Source organism: Streptomyces sp. RKAG290, assembly GCF_023701695.1.
Classification (GTDB): domain Bacteria; phylum Actinomycetota; class Actinomycetes; order Streptomycetales; family Streptomycetaceae; genus Streptomyces.
The window spans coordinates 7,017,899-7,033,556 of sequence record NZ_JAJOZC010000001.1 but is presented as its reverse complement, the minus strand read 5'-3'; the positions used below and the strand labels follow the sequence as shown (position 1 = coordinate 7,033,556).

The 15,658-nt window shown below is 73.1% G+C and carries 10 protein-coding genes and 2 pseudogenes; 7 read left to right on the top strand and 5 right to left on the bottom strand.

What is annotated here, in order from left to right; all coding sequences use genetic code 11:
• The first annotated feature begins 291 nt into the window (after positions 1 to 291).
• Positions 292 to 2,723: pseudogene (locus tag LNW71_RS31105) on the top strand (right-handed parallel beta-helix repeat-containing protein).
• Here LNW71_RS31105 and LNW71_RS31100 read toward each other — a convergent pair.
• A complete protein-coding gene (locus tag LNW71_RS31100) occupies positions 2,683 to 5,076 on the bottom strand; it encodes a hypothetical protein (RefSeq protein ID WP_285803291.1) in 2,394 nt (797 codons plus the stop codon). The pseudogene LNW71_RS31105 and the gene LNW71_RS31100 sit on opposite strands and share 41 nt — an antisense overlap.
• A 183-nt stretch (positions 5,077 to 5,259) precedes the next feature.
• On the opposite strand from LNW71_RS31100, the gene LNW71_RS31095 reads away from it, so the two are divergent.
• From LNW71_RS31095 to LNW71_RS31080, 4 genes are all read left to right on the top strand, one after another.
• Positions 5,260 to 6,102 (top strand): DeoR/GlpR family DNA-binding transcription regulator, encoded by an 843-nt coding sequence (locus LNW71_RS31095; protein ID WP_250971231.1) that lies wholly within the window; start codon positions 5,260 to 5,262, stop codon positions 6,100 to 6,102.
• Positions 6,103 to 6,154: 52 nt separating this feature from the next.
• Positions 6,155 to 6,607, top strand: a complete 453-nt coding sequence (locus LNW71_RS31090; RefSeq protein WP_250971230.1) for an SRPBCC family protein — start codon at positions 6,155 to 6,157, stop codon at positions 6,605 to 6,607.
• A gap of 145 nt (positions 6,608 to 6,752) precedes the next feature.
• Complete coding sequence (locus tag LNW71_RS31085; RefSeq protein WP_250971229.1) at positions 6,753 to 8,762, top strand: hypothetical protein; 2,010 nt, start codon at positions 6,753 to 6,755, stop codon at positions 8,760 to 8,762.
• Between the two features lie 108 nt (positions 8,763 to 8,870).
• Complete coding sequence (locus tag LNW71_RS31080; RefSeq protein WP_250971228.1) at positions 8,871 to 9,350, top strand: SRPBCC family protein; 480 nt, start codon at positions 8,871 to 8,873, stop codon at positions 9,348 to 9,350.
• 51 nt (positions 9,351 to 9,401) lie between these two features.
• Here the strand turns inward: LNW71_RS31080 and LNW71_RS31075 are convergent.
• Positions 9,402 to 10,552, bottom strand: a pseudogene (locus LNW71_RS31075) (PLP-dependent cysteine synthase family protein).
• A gap of 226 nt (positions 10,553 to 10,778) precedes the next feature.
• Here LNW71_RS31075 and LNW71_RS31070 point away from each other — a divergent pair.
• Both LNW71_RS31070 and LNW71_RS31065 read left to right on the top strand, forming a co-directional pair.
• Positions 10,779 to 11,096 carry a hypothetical protein gene (locus LNW71_RS31070; RefSeq protein WP_250971227.1) on the top strand — a complete coding sequence of 106 codons (318 nt, stop codon included), beginning with the start codon at positions 10,779 to 10,781 and terminating at the stop codon, positions 11,094 to 11,096.
• A gap of 188 nt (positions 11,097 to 11,284) precedes the next feature.
• A complete protein-coding gene (locus tag LNW71_RS31065) occupies positions 11,285 to 11,806 on the top strand; it encodes an ATP-binding protein (RefSeq protein ID WP_250971226.1) in 522 nt (173 codons plus the stop codon).
• A 75-nt stretch (positions 11,807 to 11,881) separates the two neighbouring features.
• On the opposite strand, the gene LNW71_RS31060 is transcribed toward LNW71_RS31065, so the two are convergent.
• From LNW71_RS31060 to LNW71_RS31050, 3 genes are read right to left on the bottom strand one after another with little or no spacing between them, the layout of a single operon-like run.
• On the bottom strand, positions 11,882 to 14,452 hold the full coding sequence (locus LNW71_RS31060; RefSeq protein ID WP_250971225.1) for an ABC transporter permease: 2,571 nt from the start codon (positions 14,450 to 14,452) through the stop codon (positions 11,882 to 11,884).
• Positions 14,449 to 15,225 (bottom strand): ABC transporter ATP-binding protein, encoded by a 777-nt coding sequence (locus LNW71_RS31055; protein ID WP_250971224.1) that lies wholly within the window; start codon positions 15,223 to 15,225, stop codon positions 14,449 to 14,451. The genes LNW71_RS31060 and LNW71_RS31055 overlap by 4 nt, the downstream gene beginning before the upstream one ends.
• Positions 15,222 to 15,512, bottom strand: a complete 291-nt coding sequence (locus LNW71_RS31050) for an SHOCT domain-containing protein (RefSeq protein WP_250971223.1) — start codon at positions 15,510 to 15,512, stop codon at positions 15,222 to 15,224. The genes LNW71_RS31055 and LNW71_RS31050 overlap by 4 nt, the downstream gene beginning before the upstream one ends.
• Between the last annotated feature and the right edge of the window lie 146 nt (positions 15,513 to 15,658).

Sequence of the window (15,658 nt, the reverse complement as noted above, 5' to 3'; positions counted from 1 at the left end):
GGTGGAGCACCGCGCGCCGTCGGATGCCGTGCCTGGCAAGGCACAGAGGCGTCCGCACACGGGATGTGGCGGTGCTCCGACGACGTGCCGAGGTGCCGCGGCCGTCGTCATATGCCTGCCGGGGATTACGGGACACTCCTCGGGCGGGTGCTGATCGGGTCAACTCCCGCCCTCCGCGCGCGCTACGGTGGACCGGCCCGCCCGACACGTCGGCAGGCGGACCCCGGTCGCTCGCTGCCGCGTGGCAGTGACACGGGCATCACACGCACGAGGTGGGGGCACGACAGCGCCATGGCACAGGGCACGGTCCAGGTGACGCACACCGGCACATCGCGGTGGCGGCGCCGCACTGGCGAATACGCCTCCCTCACCGCGGCGCTGGAAGCGGCGGCGGACGGTGACGTGCTCACCGTCGCCCGGGCACCTACCGGGAGAATCTGGTCATAGCCCGCGCGGTGACGCTGCGCGGGCCCGAGGGGTCCGTCGGTTCCGTACGGATCGCCCCCGTCGACGGCGTACCCCTGACTCTGCGCGCCTCCGCGGTCGTCCAGGACCTGCATGTGGAGGGCCAGGACTCGGCGGCCCCCGCCCTGCTGGTCGAGGAGGGCGCTCCGGAGCTCGCCGATCTGCGCATCGTGACCCGCTCGGCCGCCGGGATCGAGGTCCGCGGCGCGGCGCGGCCCACCGTGCGCCGCTGCACCGTCGACAATCCGGCCGGCGTCGGCATCGCCGTGCTCGACGGTGCGGGCGGGGTGTTCGAGGAGTGCGAGATCGTCTCGGCCGGGCAGTCCGGTGTCTCGGTGCGCGACGGCGCGCATCCCCGCCTGGAGCGCTGCCGGATCCATCACTCCTCGGGCTCCGGGCTGTCCGTCACGGGTGAGGGCAGCGGCCTGGAGGCGGTCGGCTGCGAGATCTACGAGATCAAGGGCAGCGGCATCCAGGTGGCCGCCCGCGCGTCCGCCCACCTCACCGACTGCACGGTGCACCGCACCTCCGCGGACGGCGTCACCCTCGACACCGACGCGGTGCTCACGCTGGCCGACTGCGACATCCACGACATCCCGGAGAACGCGGTGGACCTGCGTTCGCGCTCGGTCCTCACCCTGACCCGCTCGACGGTGCGCCGGTTCGGCCGCAACGGGCTCTCGGTCTGGGATCCCGGCACCCGTGTCGACGCCAACCAGTGCGAGATCCACGACAGCACGGGCGACTACCCGGCGGTCTGGGTCAGCGACGGGGCGACCGTGATACTGGACTCCTGTCGCGTGCACGACGTGCCGGACGCCATCTTCGTGCTCGACCGGGGCTCGCGCGCCGACGTCGTGGACAGCGACCTGTCCCAGGTCCGCAACACGGCGGTGTCGGTCAGTGACGGGGCGACGGCACAGCTGGACGACTGCCGGATCCGGGAGGCGTCCACCGGCGCCTGGTTCCGCGACCACGGGAGCGGCGGCACCCTGAACAACTGCACCATCGACGCGGCGCAGACGGGCGTGATCGTCACCAAGGGCGCCGATCCGACCATCGAGCGCTGCACGGTCACCTCTCCCGCCGAGGCCGGTTTCTACGTGTCGGCCGAGGGCCGCGGCGCCTTCCACGGCTGCCGGGTCACCGGCAGCGAGGGCTACGGCTTCCATGTGATGGACGGCTGCCGCACGACGCTCACGCGGTGCCGTACCGAGCGCTGTGCCCGCGGCGGTTACGAGTTCGCGGAAGGTGCCTCCCGCGGTGACGGTTCAGGCACCGGACCGGTGGTGGAGGACTGCACCAGCGACGAGAGCGCGTTGCGCACCGCCACTCCCCCGCCGCCCGCCGTCGCGACCGCCACCCAGGCGGCGCCGGGGCTGCTCGGCGCGGTTCCCGCACCGCGTGCGGTCGAGCCCGTCGCCGTGGAGGCGCCGGCCGAGCCGGTGCGCACGTCCGGAGCGGTACTGGGCGAACTGGACACACTGGTCGGCCTCGACAGCGTCAAGCGCGAGGTGCGCGCCCTGACCGACATGATCGAGGTGGGCCGGCGGCGTCAGCAGGCGGGCCTGAAGGCCGCGTCGGTCCGCCGCCACCTCGTCTTCACCGGCTCCCCCGGCACCGGCAAGACCACGGTGGCCCGGCTATACGGCGAGATCCTGGCCGCCCTCGGAGTGCTGGAGCGGGGCCATCTGGTGGAGGTGTCCCGGGTCGATCTGGTCGGCGAGCACATCGGCTCGACCGCCATCCGCACCCAGGAGGCCTTCGACCGGGCGCGCGGCGGAGTGCTGTTCGTCGACGAGGCGTACGCCCTGTCCCCCGAGGACTCCGGCCGGGACTTCGGCCGCGAGGCGATCGACACGCTCGTCAAGCTGATGGAGGACCACCGGGACGCGGTGGTCGTCATCGTCGCCGGGTACACCCACGAGATGGAGCGGTTCCTCACCGTCAACCCCGGTGTGGCCTCCCGCTTCTCACGCACCATCACCTTCAGCGACTACGAACCGGACGAGCTGTTGCGGATCGTCGAGCAGCAGACCGAGGAGCAGGAGTACAGCCTGGCCTCCGGGACCGACGAGGCGTTGCTGAAGTACTTCACCGAGCTTCCCAAGGGACCCGGTTTCGGCAACGGCCGTACGGCCCGGCAGACCTTCGAGTCGATGGTGGAGCGGCATGCGGGCCGGGTCGCCCAGCTTGCCGAGATCAGCACGGACGACCTCACCCTGCTGTATCCGGAGGACCTTCCGGAACTTCCCTGAGTTCCAGGCGGGGCTCGTCCGCCTGACGGGGCAGGGCCGGGACCAGCCGTTCCAGGAGCGCGGCCCGCTCCTGGGCGAAGACCGGGTCGGCCTGGTAGTCGGAGTGCCCCAGTACCGGCTCCGGCAGCGGGTGGTCGGGGGTGCGCCCGTAGACGAGCGGGTCCTTCAGCGGGCCACGGTCCACCTCGGGACCGGACTCCTCGCCGAGCCGGATCTCGCCGCCGATCGGGTCGGTGGCCCGCCACAGATTGCGCCAGCAGTGCACCGAGCGGTGCAGCCCGTGCAGCTGCGCCGGGCCGAAGTAGGCCGGGAACCAGCGCCCGTAGAGCCGCTCGATCGGCGAACCGTAGGTGAGCAGGGCGACCCGCGCGCGGGTCTCGGCGGGCAGTTGCCAGACCGCGGACGCCGCGAGGACGCTGCCCTGGGAGTGGCCGGAGATGACGAGCCTGCCACGGGTGCGTGCGGTCCAGCCGGACATGCGTGAGGCCAGGTCGGGGACGGCGCGCTCCGCGTAGCAGGGCGGGGCGAACGGGTGCGCGGCACGCGGCCAGAACGTGCCGACGTCCCAGAGGATGCCGATGGTGCGGCGGGCGGAGGCGTCCCGGTAAGCGCGCCGGCCGCAGGTGACGAAGACCAGGAAGCCGAAGCCGATCATCCAGGAGCCGGTCGACTGCGCCGCCTCGGCCACCGATTCGACGAAGGGGCTGCTGCCGTCCATCGCGAGGCCGGGAACCTGTCCGCTCGCCCAGGCCCCGCCGACCGCTGCGGCGCCGAGCAGCAGCGTGGCGCCGGAGACCAGGCCGAGCATGCCGGGTGCGGAGTCGGTGAGCGCGGCCGTGGCCCGGGTCCTGGCGATCTGCTCGGTCCGGGCCGGGTCGGGCCGGGTCTCCTGGTACTCCGTGTCGATGACGGGCACCAGCCGGCGGGCGGCGAGGCAGGTCCGTACCCCGAGCGCGAGGCCCGGCACCACGAGCAGCACCAGCAGAACGGGAATGACGGACGCCTGCCAGCTGAGCAGCACCGGCGGTCCCTCTATGACGGCGCTGCGGCCCATGCCGGGGCTTCCGGGGCCGTCGAGCCAGTCGGCGACCCGCTGAGCCACTCCGCCGGTCATGACGCCGCCGAGCGCGCAGGCGAGCATCGCAACCGCGGGGCCGCCGAGTCCGTGCAGCACGGTGCGCGGTTCGGGGCTGCGCCGGTACAGGCTCCACGCCACCACGGCGAGGACGACGACGAGCGCGCCCTGGGCGAGGGTGACGACGCGGAACGTGATGTCGCCGGGGAGCGTGCCCGCGGATTTCCAGCCGGGGCGCGACCAGGCGGCGTGCACCGCGGTGAGCAGGAGCAGGAGCAGTGCGGACCCCGGCAGGTACGTGCTGACCGCGCGGTCGAGCCGGTGGTCGAGGCACCGTTCGCTGCGGCCTCGCCGGCAGACGACCCAGAGCACCACGAGTATCCCCAGCACCAGCGCGGCCTCGATCAGCCGGCCGAACACCTCGGGCACCGGGCCGTCGGCGGCACGGTCCTGGCGGGCCGCGGCCCCTGCGACGGAAGCGGTGACCGTGAGGAAGCCGGCGGCGGTGTGGGCGGCGCGCAGCCGGGCGACCAGCCGGCGTCCGTACCAGAATCCGGGCCGGCCGAGCGCGGACCGGACGACCGGGACGGTGGGGTCGTTGCTCGGCTTGGGGGCGGTCTCCGGCCCGCCGTCGTCGGGGACGGCGCCGGTCATCGGGCGCTGGGACTCGTAGGCGCTCCAGGTGCGGTTGGACAGGTACCAGAGCAGTGCCACCAGCGCGGTGGGCACCAGCGCGGCCAGCGCGAGCCGGCGGCCGGGCTGGGACCACCAGCCGCCCTGCGAGGAGGACAGGAAGCCCAGCCACGACCGCTGGTCGGAGCACTTCGGCACACCTGCGCACTGCCAGGCGGTCAGATCGAGCGCGACCTCGCAGGCCGCGGCCGTCAGCAGGACGGTGAGGCTGAGGGCGAGGAGGCGGACGAGCGCGCCGTAGAGCCGGACCGAGCGGCGGCGGCCCGTGGCGGGCGGGCGCATCCAGTGGGCGAGGTTGATGACCATGAAGGGGAGCAGCAGGAGCCACAGCGCGCGGGAGCCGTTGCCCGACGTGAGGTTGGACCAGCAGTACGCCTCGGCGATGGGCCGGTCCCGGTAGCGCTCGGGGTGCGCCTCCGCGTCGACGTCACCGGCACGCCGGTAGATGGCGGCGGTGGCGTCGCCGGTGACCCGGACCGTGCGCGGGTCGACGAGCATCTCCTGGGGAGTGGCTCCGCCCACGCCGTGGACCAGCAGTTCCAGCGCGGGCCCTGTACTCTGCGGGGCCTGGGGGGCAGGTGGCACTGGGGTGACTCGCTCTCGAAGGGGAAGGCGGCTGATGCCCGGTCACCGCAATCGTGGCTGGGCGCAGATGTCCGCACCGCTCACCTCGAATCTCCCCAGGGCGGCGGCCCGCGACACCGCGTGGAAGGATGAGCCCGTCTTGACGAACTCCTGCACGGCCAGAGGGAAGGAACGGAACCGGCGTTGAGCGAGAATCAGAATCTGCTCGCGGAGCAGCGGCGTGCGCTGATCCTCGACGAGGTGCGCAGGCGCGGTGGGGTCAGGGTCAATGAGCTGACCAGGAAACTGAGCGTCTCCGACATGACCGTCCGCCGGGACCTGGACGCGCTGGCCAGGCAGGGCGTCATCGAGAAGGTGCACGGCGGCGCCGTACCGGTGGTCGAGGCGAGTACGCACGAGCCCGGCTTCGAGGCCAAGTCGACCCTGGAGCTGACCGCCAAGGAGGACATCGCCCGGGCGGCGGCCGCGATGGCCGTGCCCGGCAGTGCGATCGCGCTCTCCGGGGGCACCACGACCTATGCGCTCGCCCAGCATCTTCTGGACGTACCGGACTTGACGGTGGTGACCAACTCGGTGCGGGTCGCCGACGTGTTCCATTCCGCGCAGCGGCCGGGGTCGCCGGGCGCCCGGCCGGGTGCCGCGACCGTGGTGCTCACCGGCGGGGTGCGGACGCCGTCCGACTCGCTGGTCGGCCCGGTCGCCGACCAGGCGATCGTCTCGCTCCACTTCGATGTGCTCTTCCTCGGCGTGCACGGGATCTCGGTGGAGGCCGGCCTGTCCACGCCGAACCTGGCGGAGGCCGAGACCAACCGGCGCTTCGTCCAGTCGGCACGGCGTGTGGTGGTCGTCGCCGACCACACCAAGTGGGGCACGGTGGGACTGAGTTCGTTCGCCACGCTGGAGCAGGTGAACACCTTCGTCACGGACGCGGGTCTCTCCGACGGCGCCCGCGAGGAGATCGAGGAGCACCTGCCGGGCCTGGTGGTGGCGGGCCGGAACGCGGGCGGCGAGCCGGCCCAGGGCTGAGCTGGGATTCCGCTCAGCTCGCGGCCCGGCCGCCAGCGCCTAGGATCATGCTGTGGCCGTCTTCCGGATCGAGCGCTTCACCCCGCTGCCCGCAGCCGAGTCCTGGCGCCGGGTGACGGACTGGGAACGGCACGCCGCGCATGTCCCGCTGACCACGATCACGGTGCCCGTCGGGCTGCCGACCCGCATCGGGACGGTCTTCGTGGCGCGGACCGGTGTGGGCCCGCTGGCGTTCGACGATCCGATGGAAGTGGTCCGGTGGTCACCGCCGGCCGGCAGCAGGGCGGGAATGTGCCGCCTGGAGAAGCGCGGCAAGGTGGTGCTGGGCCGGGCCTCGATCGACGTGTATCCCACCCATGCCGGCTCGCACGTGGTGTGGGTGGAGGAGCTGAGCGTCCGGCTGCTGCCGCGGTGGGGTGATCCGCTGATCGCGGGCGCGGGGCGGCGGGTCTTCGGCCGGGTGCTGGACTCCATGCTCGACCGTCCGGCGCAGCCGTATCACTGACCCGCCGTGCCGACGGGGACGGGCCGGCGACCGTACCCGGACGCGTGCGGCGACAGGTGCCGTGAGCAGGTGATGTGACCGTCACACGATCGAGTCGTTTGTCGGTGTGAAGGTTTTCGCCTACGGCTCAGAAGGCACCGAACTCATGCCGATCCACCACCCGCAGCAGCGGTCCTTTGGCAACAGCGAACGCCACGGCGTCCAGCAGGCCGAGGCCGCACTCGTGGAGCACTATCCGCGCCTCGTCCGGCTCGCCTATCTGGTGCTGCCGCCGGCTCTCGGCCGGCACCGCCGCGTGCTGGCCGCGCACGCCGTGGTCCAGCGCGCACTGCCGGGGGTGCGGACGGCGCCCGAGGCCCCGGCCCCGGCCCGCGTCCCGGCACAGACCCGGGGCGGCTCGCAGCGGCCGGCCCCGGGCGGTGCCACCTCCGCCTATGCCTGGATGCGGCTGCGGGTGCTGCGCACCGCGCTGGCCCACGAGCGCCGGCCACGCTGGTGGCCGGACCGGCTGCCGGCACCTGCCGCACTGCGCCCCACGCTCCCGGCCGTCTGGGGTCTGCGGCTCTTCCCGCGCGCCGGGGGCGCGGCGGAGCTCGCCCTGGACCAGGCGATGTCGGCGGTTCCGGAGGCCGTACGGGCGGCTTTCGCGCTGCGGCTGCTGGAGGAGCTGGCGGAGCCCGAGGCGCAGGCGCTGCTCGCGCGGGCGGATGCCGAAGACGCGGAGGGGGCGGTGCGGGCGGCCCGTCGGCTGGCTGCGGACGACCGCGCGGGCGCCGCGGCGTTGCTGCGTTCCGGGGAGTTCGACCCGTGCGTGCTGCAGACGCGCCCGAGCGATCTGCTGCGGCGCAGGCACCGGATGCGGGCGGTGGCGGTCGCCGCGGCGCTGTGCGTGGTGGCGGGGGGCGTGGTCGCGCTGGCCGAGGAGGGCTCGGCCGTCCGTCTCCCCGACGGCCGGGCCGGCCGGAGCGGGTCCGCCCCCGCCCTCGATCCGGCGGCGCTGCTGCGCACCGCCGCAGAGGCGTGGGCGGACACCTCGCGCGTGGACTTCACCGCGTGGCCGGCCCGCGGTGACCGCACGGAGGACCGGGAGCTGCTCGGCCGGGCGCTGCGCGCCTGGGGGCGTACGCCGGACAGCACTCCCGTCTCGACCACGCCCGGGACCCTCCCGGTGCCCCCCGCCCAGCCACCGCGGCTGCTGTACGCGGGTGAGGTGGACGGCTCCGCCGTGGTGCTGTTCCACGACGGCGGTGTGCGGGTGGTGCGTTACGCGGAGTCGCTGTCCGGGAAGGCGGCGCCCGCGCTGGACTTCGCGCGGACCGACGACGCGGACGTGACGACGGGCGCGGCCGTCGTCGTCAGCCGCAGGGCCGACCGGGCCCGTTTCCTGCTGGCGCCCTGGATCGCGCAGACCACGACCCGCGATCTGCTGAGACCGAACACCCCGGCGCGTGCGCTGAAGGTGGCCGCGGACGGCGTCACGGCCGCCGTCGCGCGGCCGTCGCCGGGCGCCGGCTGCGACTCCTGGCCGGTGATGCAACTGCGTTCCTCCGAGCGCATCGTGGAGAAGCACGCGTTCCTCGTCACCGACCTCGGCGATCTGGCGCCGGTCCACCTCACGTTCACGCCGAAGCCCGGCGGCGGCGCACCCGCGCGCCAGCCGAGGGAGGCGACGGGCGGCCCCGCCCTGCTGAGCTGGGCGCGCACCGCGTGCTCGCTGCGGGCGCTGCGCGGCGCCGGTGTCCGCGCGGTCAACAACTGGGACTTCGCCGAGCAGCGCCTCCCCGAGGGCGGCGCGCCGGCCCAGTGGGTCTGCACCCGGGCGGACACCTGGCGTGGCCCTGGGCGCGTTCTGGTGCAGTTCCTGGGGCCCGACCCGTCGGCGACCGCGCCTGCGGCCGTGGTGGCCGACCGACGCGACACGGCGCTGTGCAGCCGGTTCGGCCAGCACGTCCTGGCGGCCACGCACTGGAGGGCGCCCTCCGGCCGGTGGTACGTGCTGGCTGCCGGAAGCCGTGCGGTGAGCCGTATCGAGGCGACCGGGGCGGCCCGCACCTCGTCGGCGGGTACCACGCTCGCGGTGCCGGCACCCCGGACCTCGTCGGTGCGGCTGACGGGCCGGCTGCGGGAGGGCGGCTCACTGACTGCGGTGCGCTGACGCGATCCGCGTGCCGGTCCCACGCTGCCGCACATGGCGACATCCGGCGGCGCGCCGGATAGGGTGTGCGCGGCCCGTCCGCCGCCGCTCGCACGGGAGGTGCGTTCCATGGCACGCCGACTCCGCTCCGTGGACCTCGACTTCGTCGAGTCCGCTGCGCTACGACTGGTCTTCGCCGCCGAGGTGTCCGCGCCGCCCGACGTCGTCTACCGGGCCCTGGCCGATGATGTCGAGGGCTGGCCCGGCTGGTTCACCCAGGTGACCTCGGCGCGCCCGGTCGACGCGGGCGCCGGGCGTGTGGTGCGGCTGCGGGGCGGGATCGTCTTCCGGGAGACGGTCGTCGCGGCGGAGCCGGGGACGCGCTATGCCTACCGGGCCGACGAGTCCAACGCGCCGGGCCTGCACGCCCTGTTGGAGGAGTGGCTGCTGACCCCGGCCGGCACCGGGACGCGGGTGCAGTGGACCTTCGCCGCCGACGGGTCGGCGCTGTTCCGGTTCACGATGGGGCGGGGGCGGGCAGCGATGGGCAAGGCGTTCCGGGACGCGGTGCGCAACCTCGGCCGGCGGCTCCCGGCGGCCCCGGCCTGAGGCCCGCACGGCGCCCCGGCCGGGGCGCCGCTGCCTGCGGTGTCCGGCGGATCAGACCGAAATCGGTTCCTGGCCGGGCCAGTTGCCGGTGGCCAGGAAGTGGTCGATCGTCCGGGTGTACGGGGTGATGTCCAGCCCCTGCCCGGCCAGCCAGGAGTCGGAGTAGTACTTGTCGAGGTAGCGGTCTCCGGGGTCGCAGAACAGGGTGACGACGCTGCCGGTGCGGCCCTGCCCGACCATCTCGGCCACCAGCTTGAACGCGCTCCACAGTCCCGTTCCGGTGGATCCGCCCGCCTTGCGGCCGATGGACCGCTCCAGGGCACGCACGGCCGCGACACTGGCCGCGTCCGGGACCTTCATCATCCGGTCGATGGCCCCGGGACGAAGCTCGGCTCCATCCGCGGCCTGCCGATGCCCTCGATGCGGGAGCCGCAGTCGCTGGTGGCAAGGGGGTTGTGCTGGGTCCAGCCGTCGAAGAAGCAGGAGTTCTCCGGGTCGGGCACACAGATCCGGGTGTCGTGCTGCATGTAGTGCACGTACCGCGCGATGGTCGCCGAGGTGCCGCCGGTGCCCGCGGTCGCGACGATCCAGGCCGGTTCGGGGTACCGCTCCAGTCGCAACTGCTGGTAGATGGATTCCGCGATGTTGTTGTTGCCCCGCCAGTCCGTGGCCCGTTCCGCATAGGTGAACTGGTCCATGTAGTGGCCACCGGTCTGTGCCGCAAGCGTGGCGGACTCCTCGTACAGCAAGCGCGAGTCGTCGACGAAGTGGCAGCGGCCGCCGTGGAATTCGATGAGGCGGCACTTCTCGGGGCTGGTGGTGCGGGGCATCACGGCGATGAACGGCACCCCGATCAGCTTGGCGAAGTACGCCTCCGAGACGGCTGTCGAGCCGCTCGACGCCTCGATCACCGGCGCTCCGGGGCGGATCCAGCCGTTGCAGAGCCCGTACAGGAAGAGTGAGCGCGCCAGCCGGTGCTTGAGGCTGCCGGTGGGGTGCGTCGACTCGTCCTTCAGGTAGAGGTCGATGCCCCAGCTCTCGGGGAGCGGGAACCGCAGCAGGTGGGTGTCGGCGGAGCGGTTGGCATCCGCCTGGACCTTGCGGACGGCCTCCTTCAGCCAGGCCCGGTAAGCCAGGTCGGTGCGGTCGACGTCGACGGTCGCCACGGCTTCGCCGTCGTGCCTGTGCTCACTCGTGTCCATCAGCGCGCTTCTCCTCGTACGACCGGTCTCGGCGCGCCCCACGATATGCCCCCTACCTGCACAAACATTGACTTTGGTACTCCATAGCCCTGCCTTGGTGTTGCGGGCGGGACGCCGGTGGACATACGCGGCACACCCGCGCGGATGCGTCCCGTTCCGCTCTGGTGCACCGGCCCCGGAATGGGCACACTTCCCTCGGGGACGCGAAGAAGGGGGCGAAGGGGTCATGTCCGAAACGGAGTTCAGCGAGACAGGCGTACGGATCGACCGGTGGGCGCGGTCGCTCACGCGGGCCGGGCAGGTGACCGTCAAGGACGGCCGGGTGGTCCTGCTCACCAGTTACGGCCGGGAGATAGACAGCGCACCGGTGGGCACCGTGAGCGCGGGCAGGCCGTGGTTCGCGGGCGGGGGCGCGACGGTGGCGCGGGTGAACGGGACCCGGTACCGGCTCACGATGCCGCACCGCCCCGGCAAGCCCGACGACGCCGGTCCCGCGCACCGGTTCCTCGAAGCGGTGCGCGGTGCGGGCGGCGGGCGGGGCTGACGGAGCGGCGCCGCGGAGCCACCGCGAGTTGCGGAGCGGTATCCCCTGAGCGACATTGGACACACGTCACTCATGGTTTACCGGCGGTGACACTGTGATCCAGGCCGCCGGCCCGGAATCAGCAGCCAGCCAAACTGCTGGATCCGTCCCTTCGTCTTCTTCCGGACCTATTTCGGGGAGTCGCAGCCGTGATCAGCGAGCCAAGCAGGCACTGCACGGTGGAGCTCCAGGCCCTGCCGTCGCGAATCGGTCAGGTCCGCAGAATCATCTCGGCGCAGCTGCGCTACTGGCATCTCGATCCCTTGATCGACCAGGCAGCGCTCGGCGTCACCGAACTGCTGACCAATGTCCACCGGCATGCACAGCCGGACAAATCATGCACCGTCGAGATCGAGTTGCTGCTCGAACGGCTGACGGTGTCCGTCCATGACCACGACCCACGGCTGCCGACCGTGCGCGAGGCCGACGACTCCAGTACATCGGGGCGCGGACTCGCACTGATTGCCGCGGTCAGTGAGAGCTGGGGAGTCCGTCCGAGGGGCGGAGCCGGAAAGATCGTCTGGTTCACGCTTCCGGCACCTTCCCTCTTCGCCGCGCAGCCACCGCATTCGGTGTACGGGGCGACGACCGACGGGCCGTTCGAACTGAGCGGCGTCATCCCACCGGAGGTCGCGTCGCCCACGGGCGCACGCTCGGTGGTGGTCGGCTGAGGGACGGGAGCGGGACGCCGCACAGGCGTCCCGCTCCCGTCCGTCCGCGCCGTGGCCGCGTCCTTCCTAGCGGCCCTAGTCGGCGGCGACGGCGCGGAGCACGTCCAGCCGTGCCGCCCGCCTGGCCGGCCGCCAGCCCGCCACGGCGCCCGCGGTGACACCCACCAGGGCGATCAGCAGGAGCCGCAGCGGCGGGAGGGCGAAGGCGAACGCCGTGTCGCCCGCCCCTTCGGACGCCTTGACCAGCACCCAGCCGAGGGCCCCGCCGAGCAGCAGCCCGCCCGCGGTACCGAAGGCGGCGACCAGGACGGACTCCCAGCGGACCATGGCCCGCAGCTGCCGCCTGGTCTGTCCGACGGCCCGCAGCAGTCCCAGCTCCCTGGTGCGTTCGTGGAGGGCCAGGGTGAGGGTGTTCGCGATGCCGAGAAGGGCGATGAGCACCGCGAGTGCGAGCAGGGCGTAGACCAGGGTGAGCATCATGTCGATGCCGCCGGCCGAGGACTGCGCGTACTCGTCACGGGTCTGCACGTCCGGGTTCCCGTACGCGGCCGCGGTCTTCGCGACCGCGGCCTTCCCGTCTCCGGTGGACACCCCGTCCTTGAAGGACACCGCGACCAGCGAGTCGGAGTCCTGGGCGCGGTGCGGCGCCCAGGCCTGCCGGGTGATCACGTAGTCCCCGGCCAGTTCCGACTGCCCGAACACGGCCCGGACGGTGAAGGTCCGCTCCTTGCCGTCGGTGAAGGCGAGCCGCACGGTGGAGCCGGTGTGCAGGTGCCGCTTGCCCGCCTCGGTGTCCGATACGGCGAGCCCGCCGCCGCCCAGGGCCTTCATCGACCCGTCGACCTTGCCGAGGTCGAGGACGCCGGCGAGAGCCGCCGGGTCGGTGACGGTGAGCGCCCGTCCGGAGCCGTTGACCTCGGCGACGCCCTTGCCGAGGCCGACCGCGCTCTCCACCTCCGGGAGCCGGTCGACGGCCGGGGCCAGCCGCGGGCTGAGACCGCTGCCGCCGGCCCCGAAGGCGGGTGCGCTGATGGCGACGTCGCCGGCGAAGGAACGGTCGACCGTCTGATTCATCGTGGCCTTCAACGAGGCGCCGAACACGGTGAACAGCGAGACCACCGCGACGCCGATCATCAGGGCGGTGGCGGTCGAAGCGGTCCGCTTGGGGCTGCGCAGCGCGTTGCGCCGGGCGAGGTGACCGGTCGCGCCGCGCAGCCGGCCGAGCGGCGCCCCGAGGAGGCGTACGGCGTACGAGGAGGCGACCGGTCCGAGGACGACGAAGGCGGCGAGCGCCAGCACCGCGCCGATGGCCGACAGCCAGACGGACGGGGCGGCGAGCGCACCGGTCAGGATCACGCCGACTGCGGCGAGCAGCAGTCCGAGCCCGGTGAGGGCGCGGGCCCGGGAGGCCGCCGAGTCGTCGACTGCGCTCTCGCGCAGGGCCGCCAGCGGTGCGGTGCGTCCTGCGTGGACGGCGGGCACCAGGGCGGAGCCGACGCAGACGACCACGCCGACGACGAGTGGCAGCACCATGGACACACCGCTGATGACGAGGGGCCCGTCGGGGAAGGGGAATCCGATCGCGGGGAAGAGCGCCTGCAGTCCGGCGGCGATGCCGATGCCGCCGGCCAGGCCGGCTGCGGAGGCGAGCACGCCGACCACGCTCGCCTCCACGAGGGTGGAACCGAGGATCTGCCGCCGGGTGGCGCCCAAGGCGCGCAACAGGGCGTTCTCCCGGGTGCGCTGGGCGACGACGATGGCGAAGGTGTTGTGGATGGAGAAGGTCGCGACCAGCAGCACGATGCCGGAGAACACCAGCAGCAGCGTGGTGAACAAGCTCAGGAAGGCGCCGGAGATCATGTCCTGGTTCTCGGCGGCCGAGGCCTGCCCGGTGACGGCCTCGGTGTGCGCGGGCAGGACGGGGCGCAGTGCGTCCACGAGTTCCTGCTGGCTGGTTCCGGGGCCGGCCCGCACCTGGATGCTCGACGCCTGGCCGGGCTTCGGAGTGAGGTGCTTCTCCGCGTCGGCGAGCGTCATTGCGGTGTACGTCACCTGCGCCATGCCGTCCTCGCCGCCGAAGGTGGCCAGGCCCACGACGGTGACGCGTACCGGGTCGGGGGTGCGCAGCACCGTCGTGTCGCCGAGTTCCAGCCCGCCCTTGTCGGCGGTGCCGCGGTTCACCACGACCTCGCCGGCCGCGGCCGGGGCCCGTCCCTCGGCCACCCGGTAGGGGTTGAGTTCGGGGTCGTCGATCCAGTTGCCCGCGAGGGTGGGCGGGCCCTGGCCGCCGATGGGCTTGCCGTCGGCGCCGATCAGCTGGCCGGCGCCCTGGATGTCGGGGGCGGCCGCGGCGACCTGGGGCAGCTTCGCGAGGCGCTGGGCGAGAGCGGTGCTCACGGGCTGCCGGGTCCCTTCCGATTCGCCGGCGACCGTGACGACGTTGGTGCTGCGGACGACCGCGTCGGTGCCGCTCGCCGCGTTGCCGAACATGGTGTCGAAGCTCGCCCGCAGGGTGTCCCCCATGACGAGCGTTCCGGCGAGGAAGGCGACGCCGAGCAGCACGGCGGTCAGGGTGCCGACGAAGCGGCGCCGGTGGGCGCGGAGCGAGGAGAGGCTGAGGCGTACGGAGGCGCCGGTGCTGTTCATGGCGTCTCCTGGGTGCTCGGTGCGGGGTCGAAGGCCTTGAGGCGGTCGAGTACGCGTTCGGCGGTGGGGTCCGGCATCCGGTCGACGAGCCTGCCGTCGGCCAGGAAGACGACTTCGTCGGCGTGCGCGGCGGCGACCGGGTCATGGGTGACCATGACGACGGTGCGGCCGGTCTGCCGGACGGTGCGGCCGAGCAGCCGCAGGACTTCCTGGCCGGAGCGCGAGTCGAGGTTGCCGGTCGGCTCGTCGGCGAAGACGACTTCGGGACCGCCCGCGAAGGCACGGGCCACGGCGACCCGCTGCTGCTGGCCGCCGGAGAGTTCGCTGGGGCGGTGGTGCAGCCGGTCCCGCAGTCCGACGGTGTCGATGAGCGCGTCCAGCCGGGCCCGGTCGGGGCGCTCCCCGGCCAGGTCCATGGGGAGCGTGATGTTCTCGGCGACCGTCAGTGTCGGCAGGAGGTTGAAGGCCTGGAAGACGAAACCGACGCGCCGCCGGCGCAGCAGAGTGAGCCGGCGGTCGTCGAGGGTGCCCAGTTCGGTGTCGCCGATGAAGGCCGCCCCCGAGGTGAGGGTGTCGAGTCCGGCGGCGCAGTGCATCAGGGTGGACTTCCCGGAGCCGGAGGGCCCCATGATGGCGGTGAAGCGGCCGGCCGGGAAGTCGACGCTCACCCCGTCCAGGGCCCTGACTTCGGTGTCGCCCGAGCCGTAGAGCTTCACGGCGTCGACGACCCGGGCGGCGGTCGTGGTGCCGGTGGCCGTGACGGTGGTGGTCATGCCGCACCACCCTTGCCGCGGGTGCCGAACTGCTCGTCCAGGACGGAGAGCCGGCGCCAGTACTCGTCCTCGTCGATCTCCCCGGCGGCGAAGCGCCGCCCGAGCATGGTGATCGGTGAGGGTTCGACGGGGCCGCCCTGTGCGGTCCGGGTCTGCCAGGGGCCGCGCCGGCCGCGCCAGACCGTGCGGCGCAGGACCGTGACGACGCCGATGACGACAGCCGCCCAGACGAGCGGGAAGAGCAGGATCCACGGTCCGGGTCCGCCGTTGAAGGCCAGGGTGTTCATCTCGGTCAGCTCCTCGGTTCAGGGTTCTCGGTCACGCTTTCTGTCGCTTCCGAGCCTGTCTCCGGACGGGGGTCCGCGTCGTCGTACGGCCAGCGGCCGTGCACGTACCACCTCGGGAGTAGATGAGAGCCGCCGGTCTGCTCCCC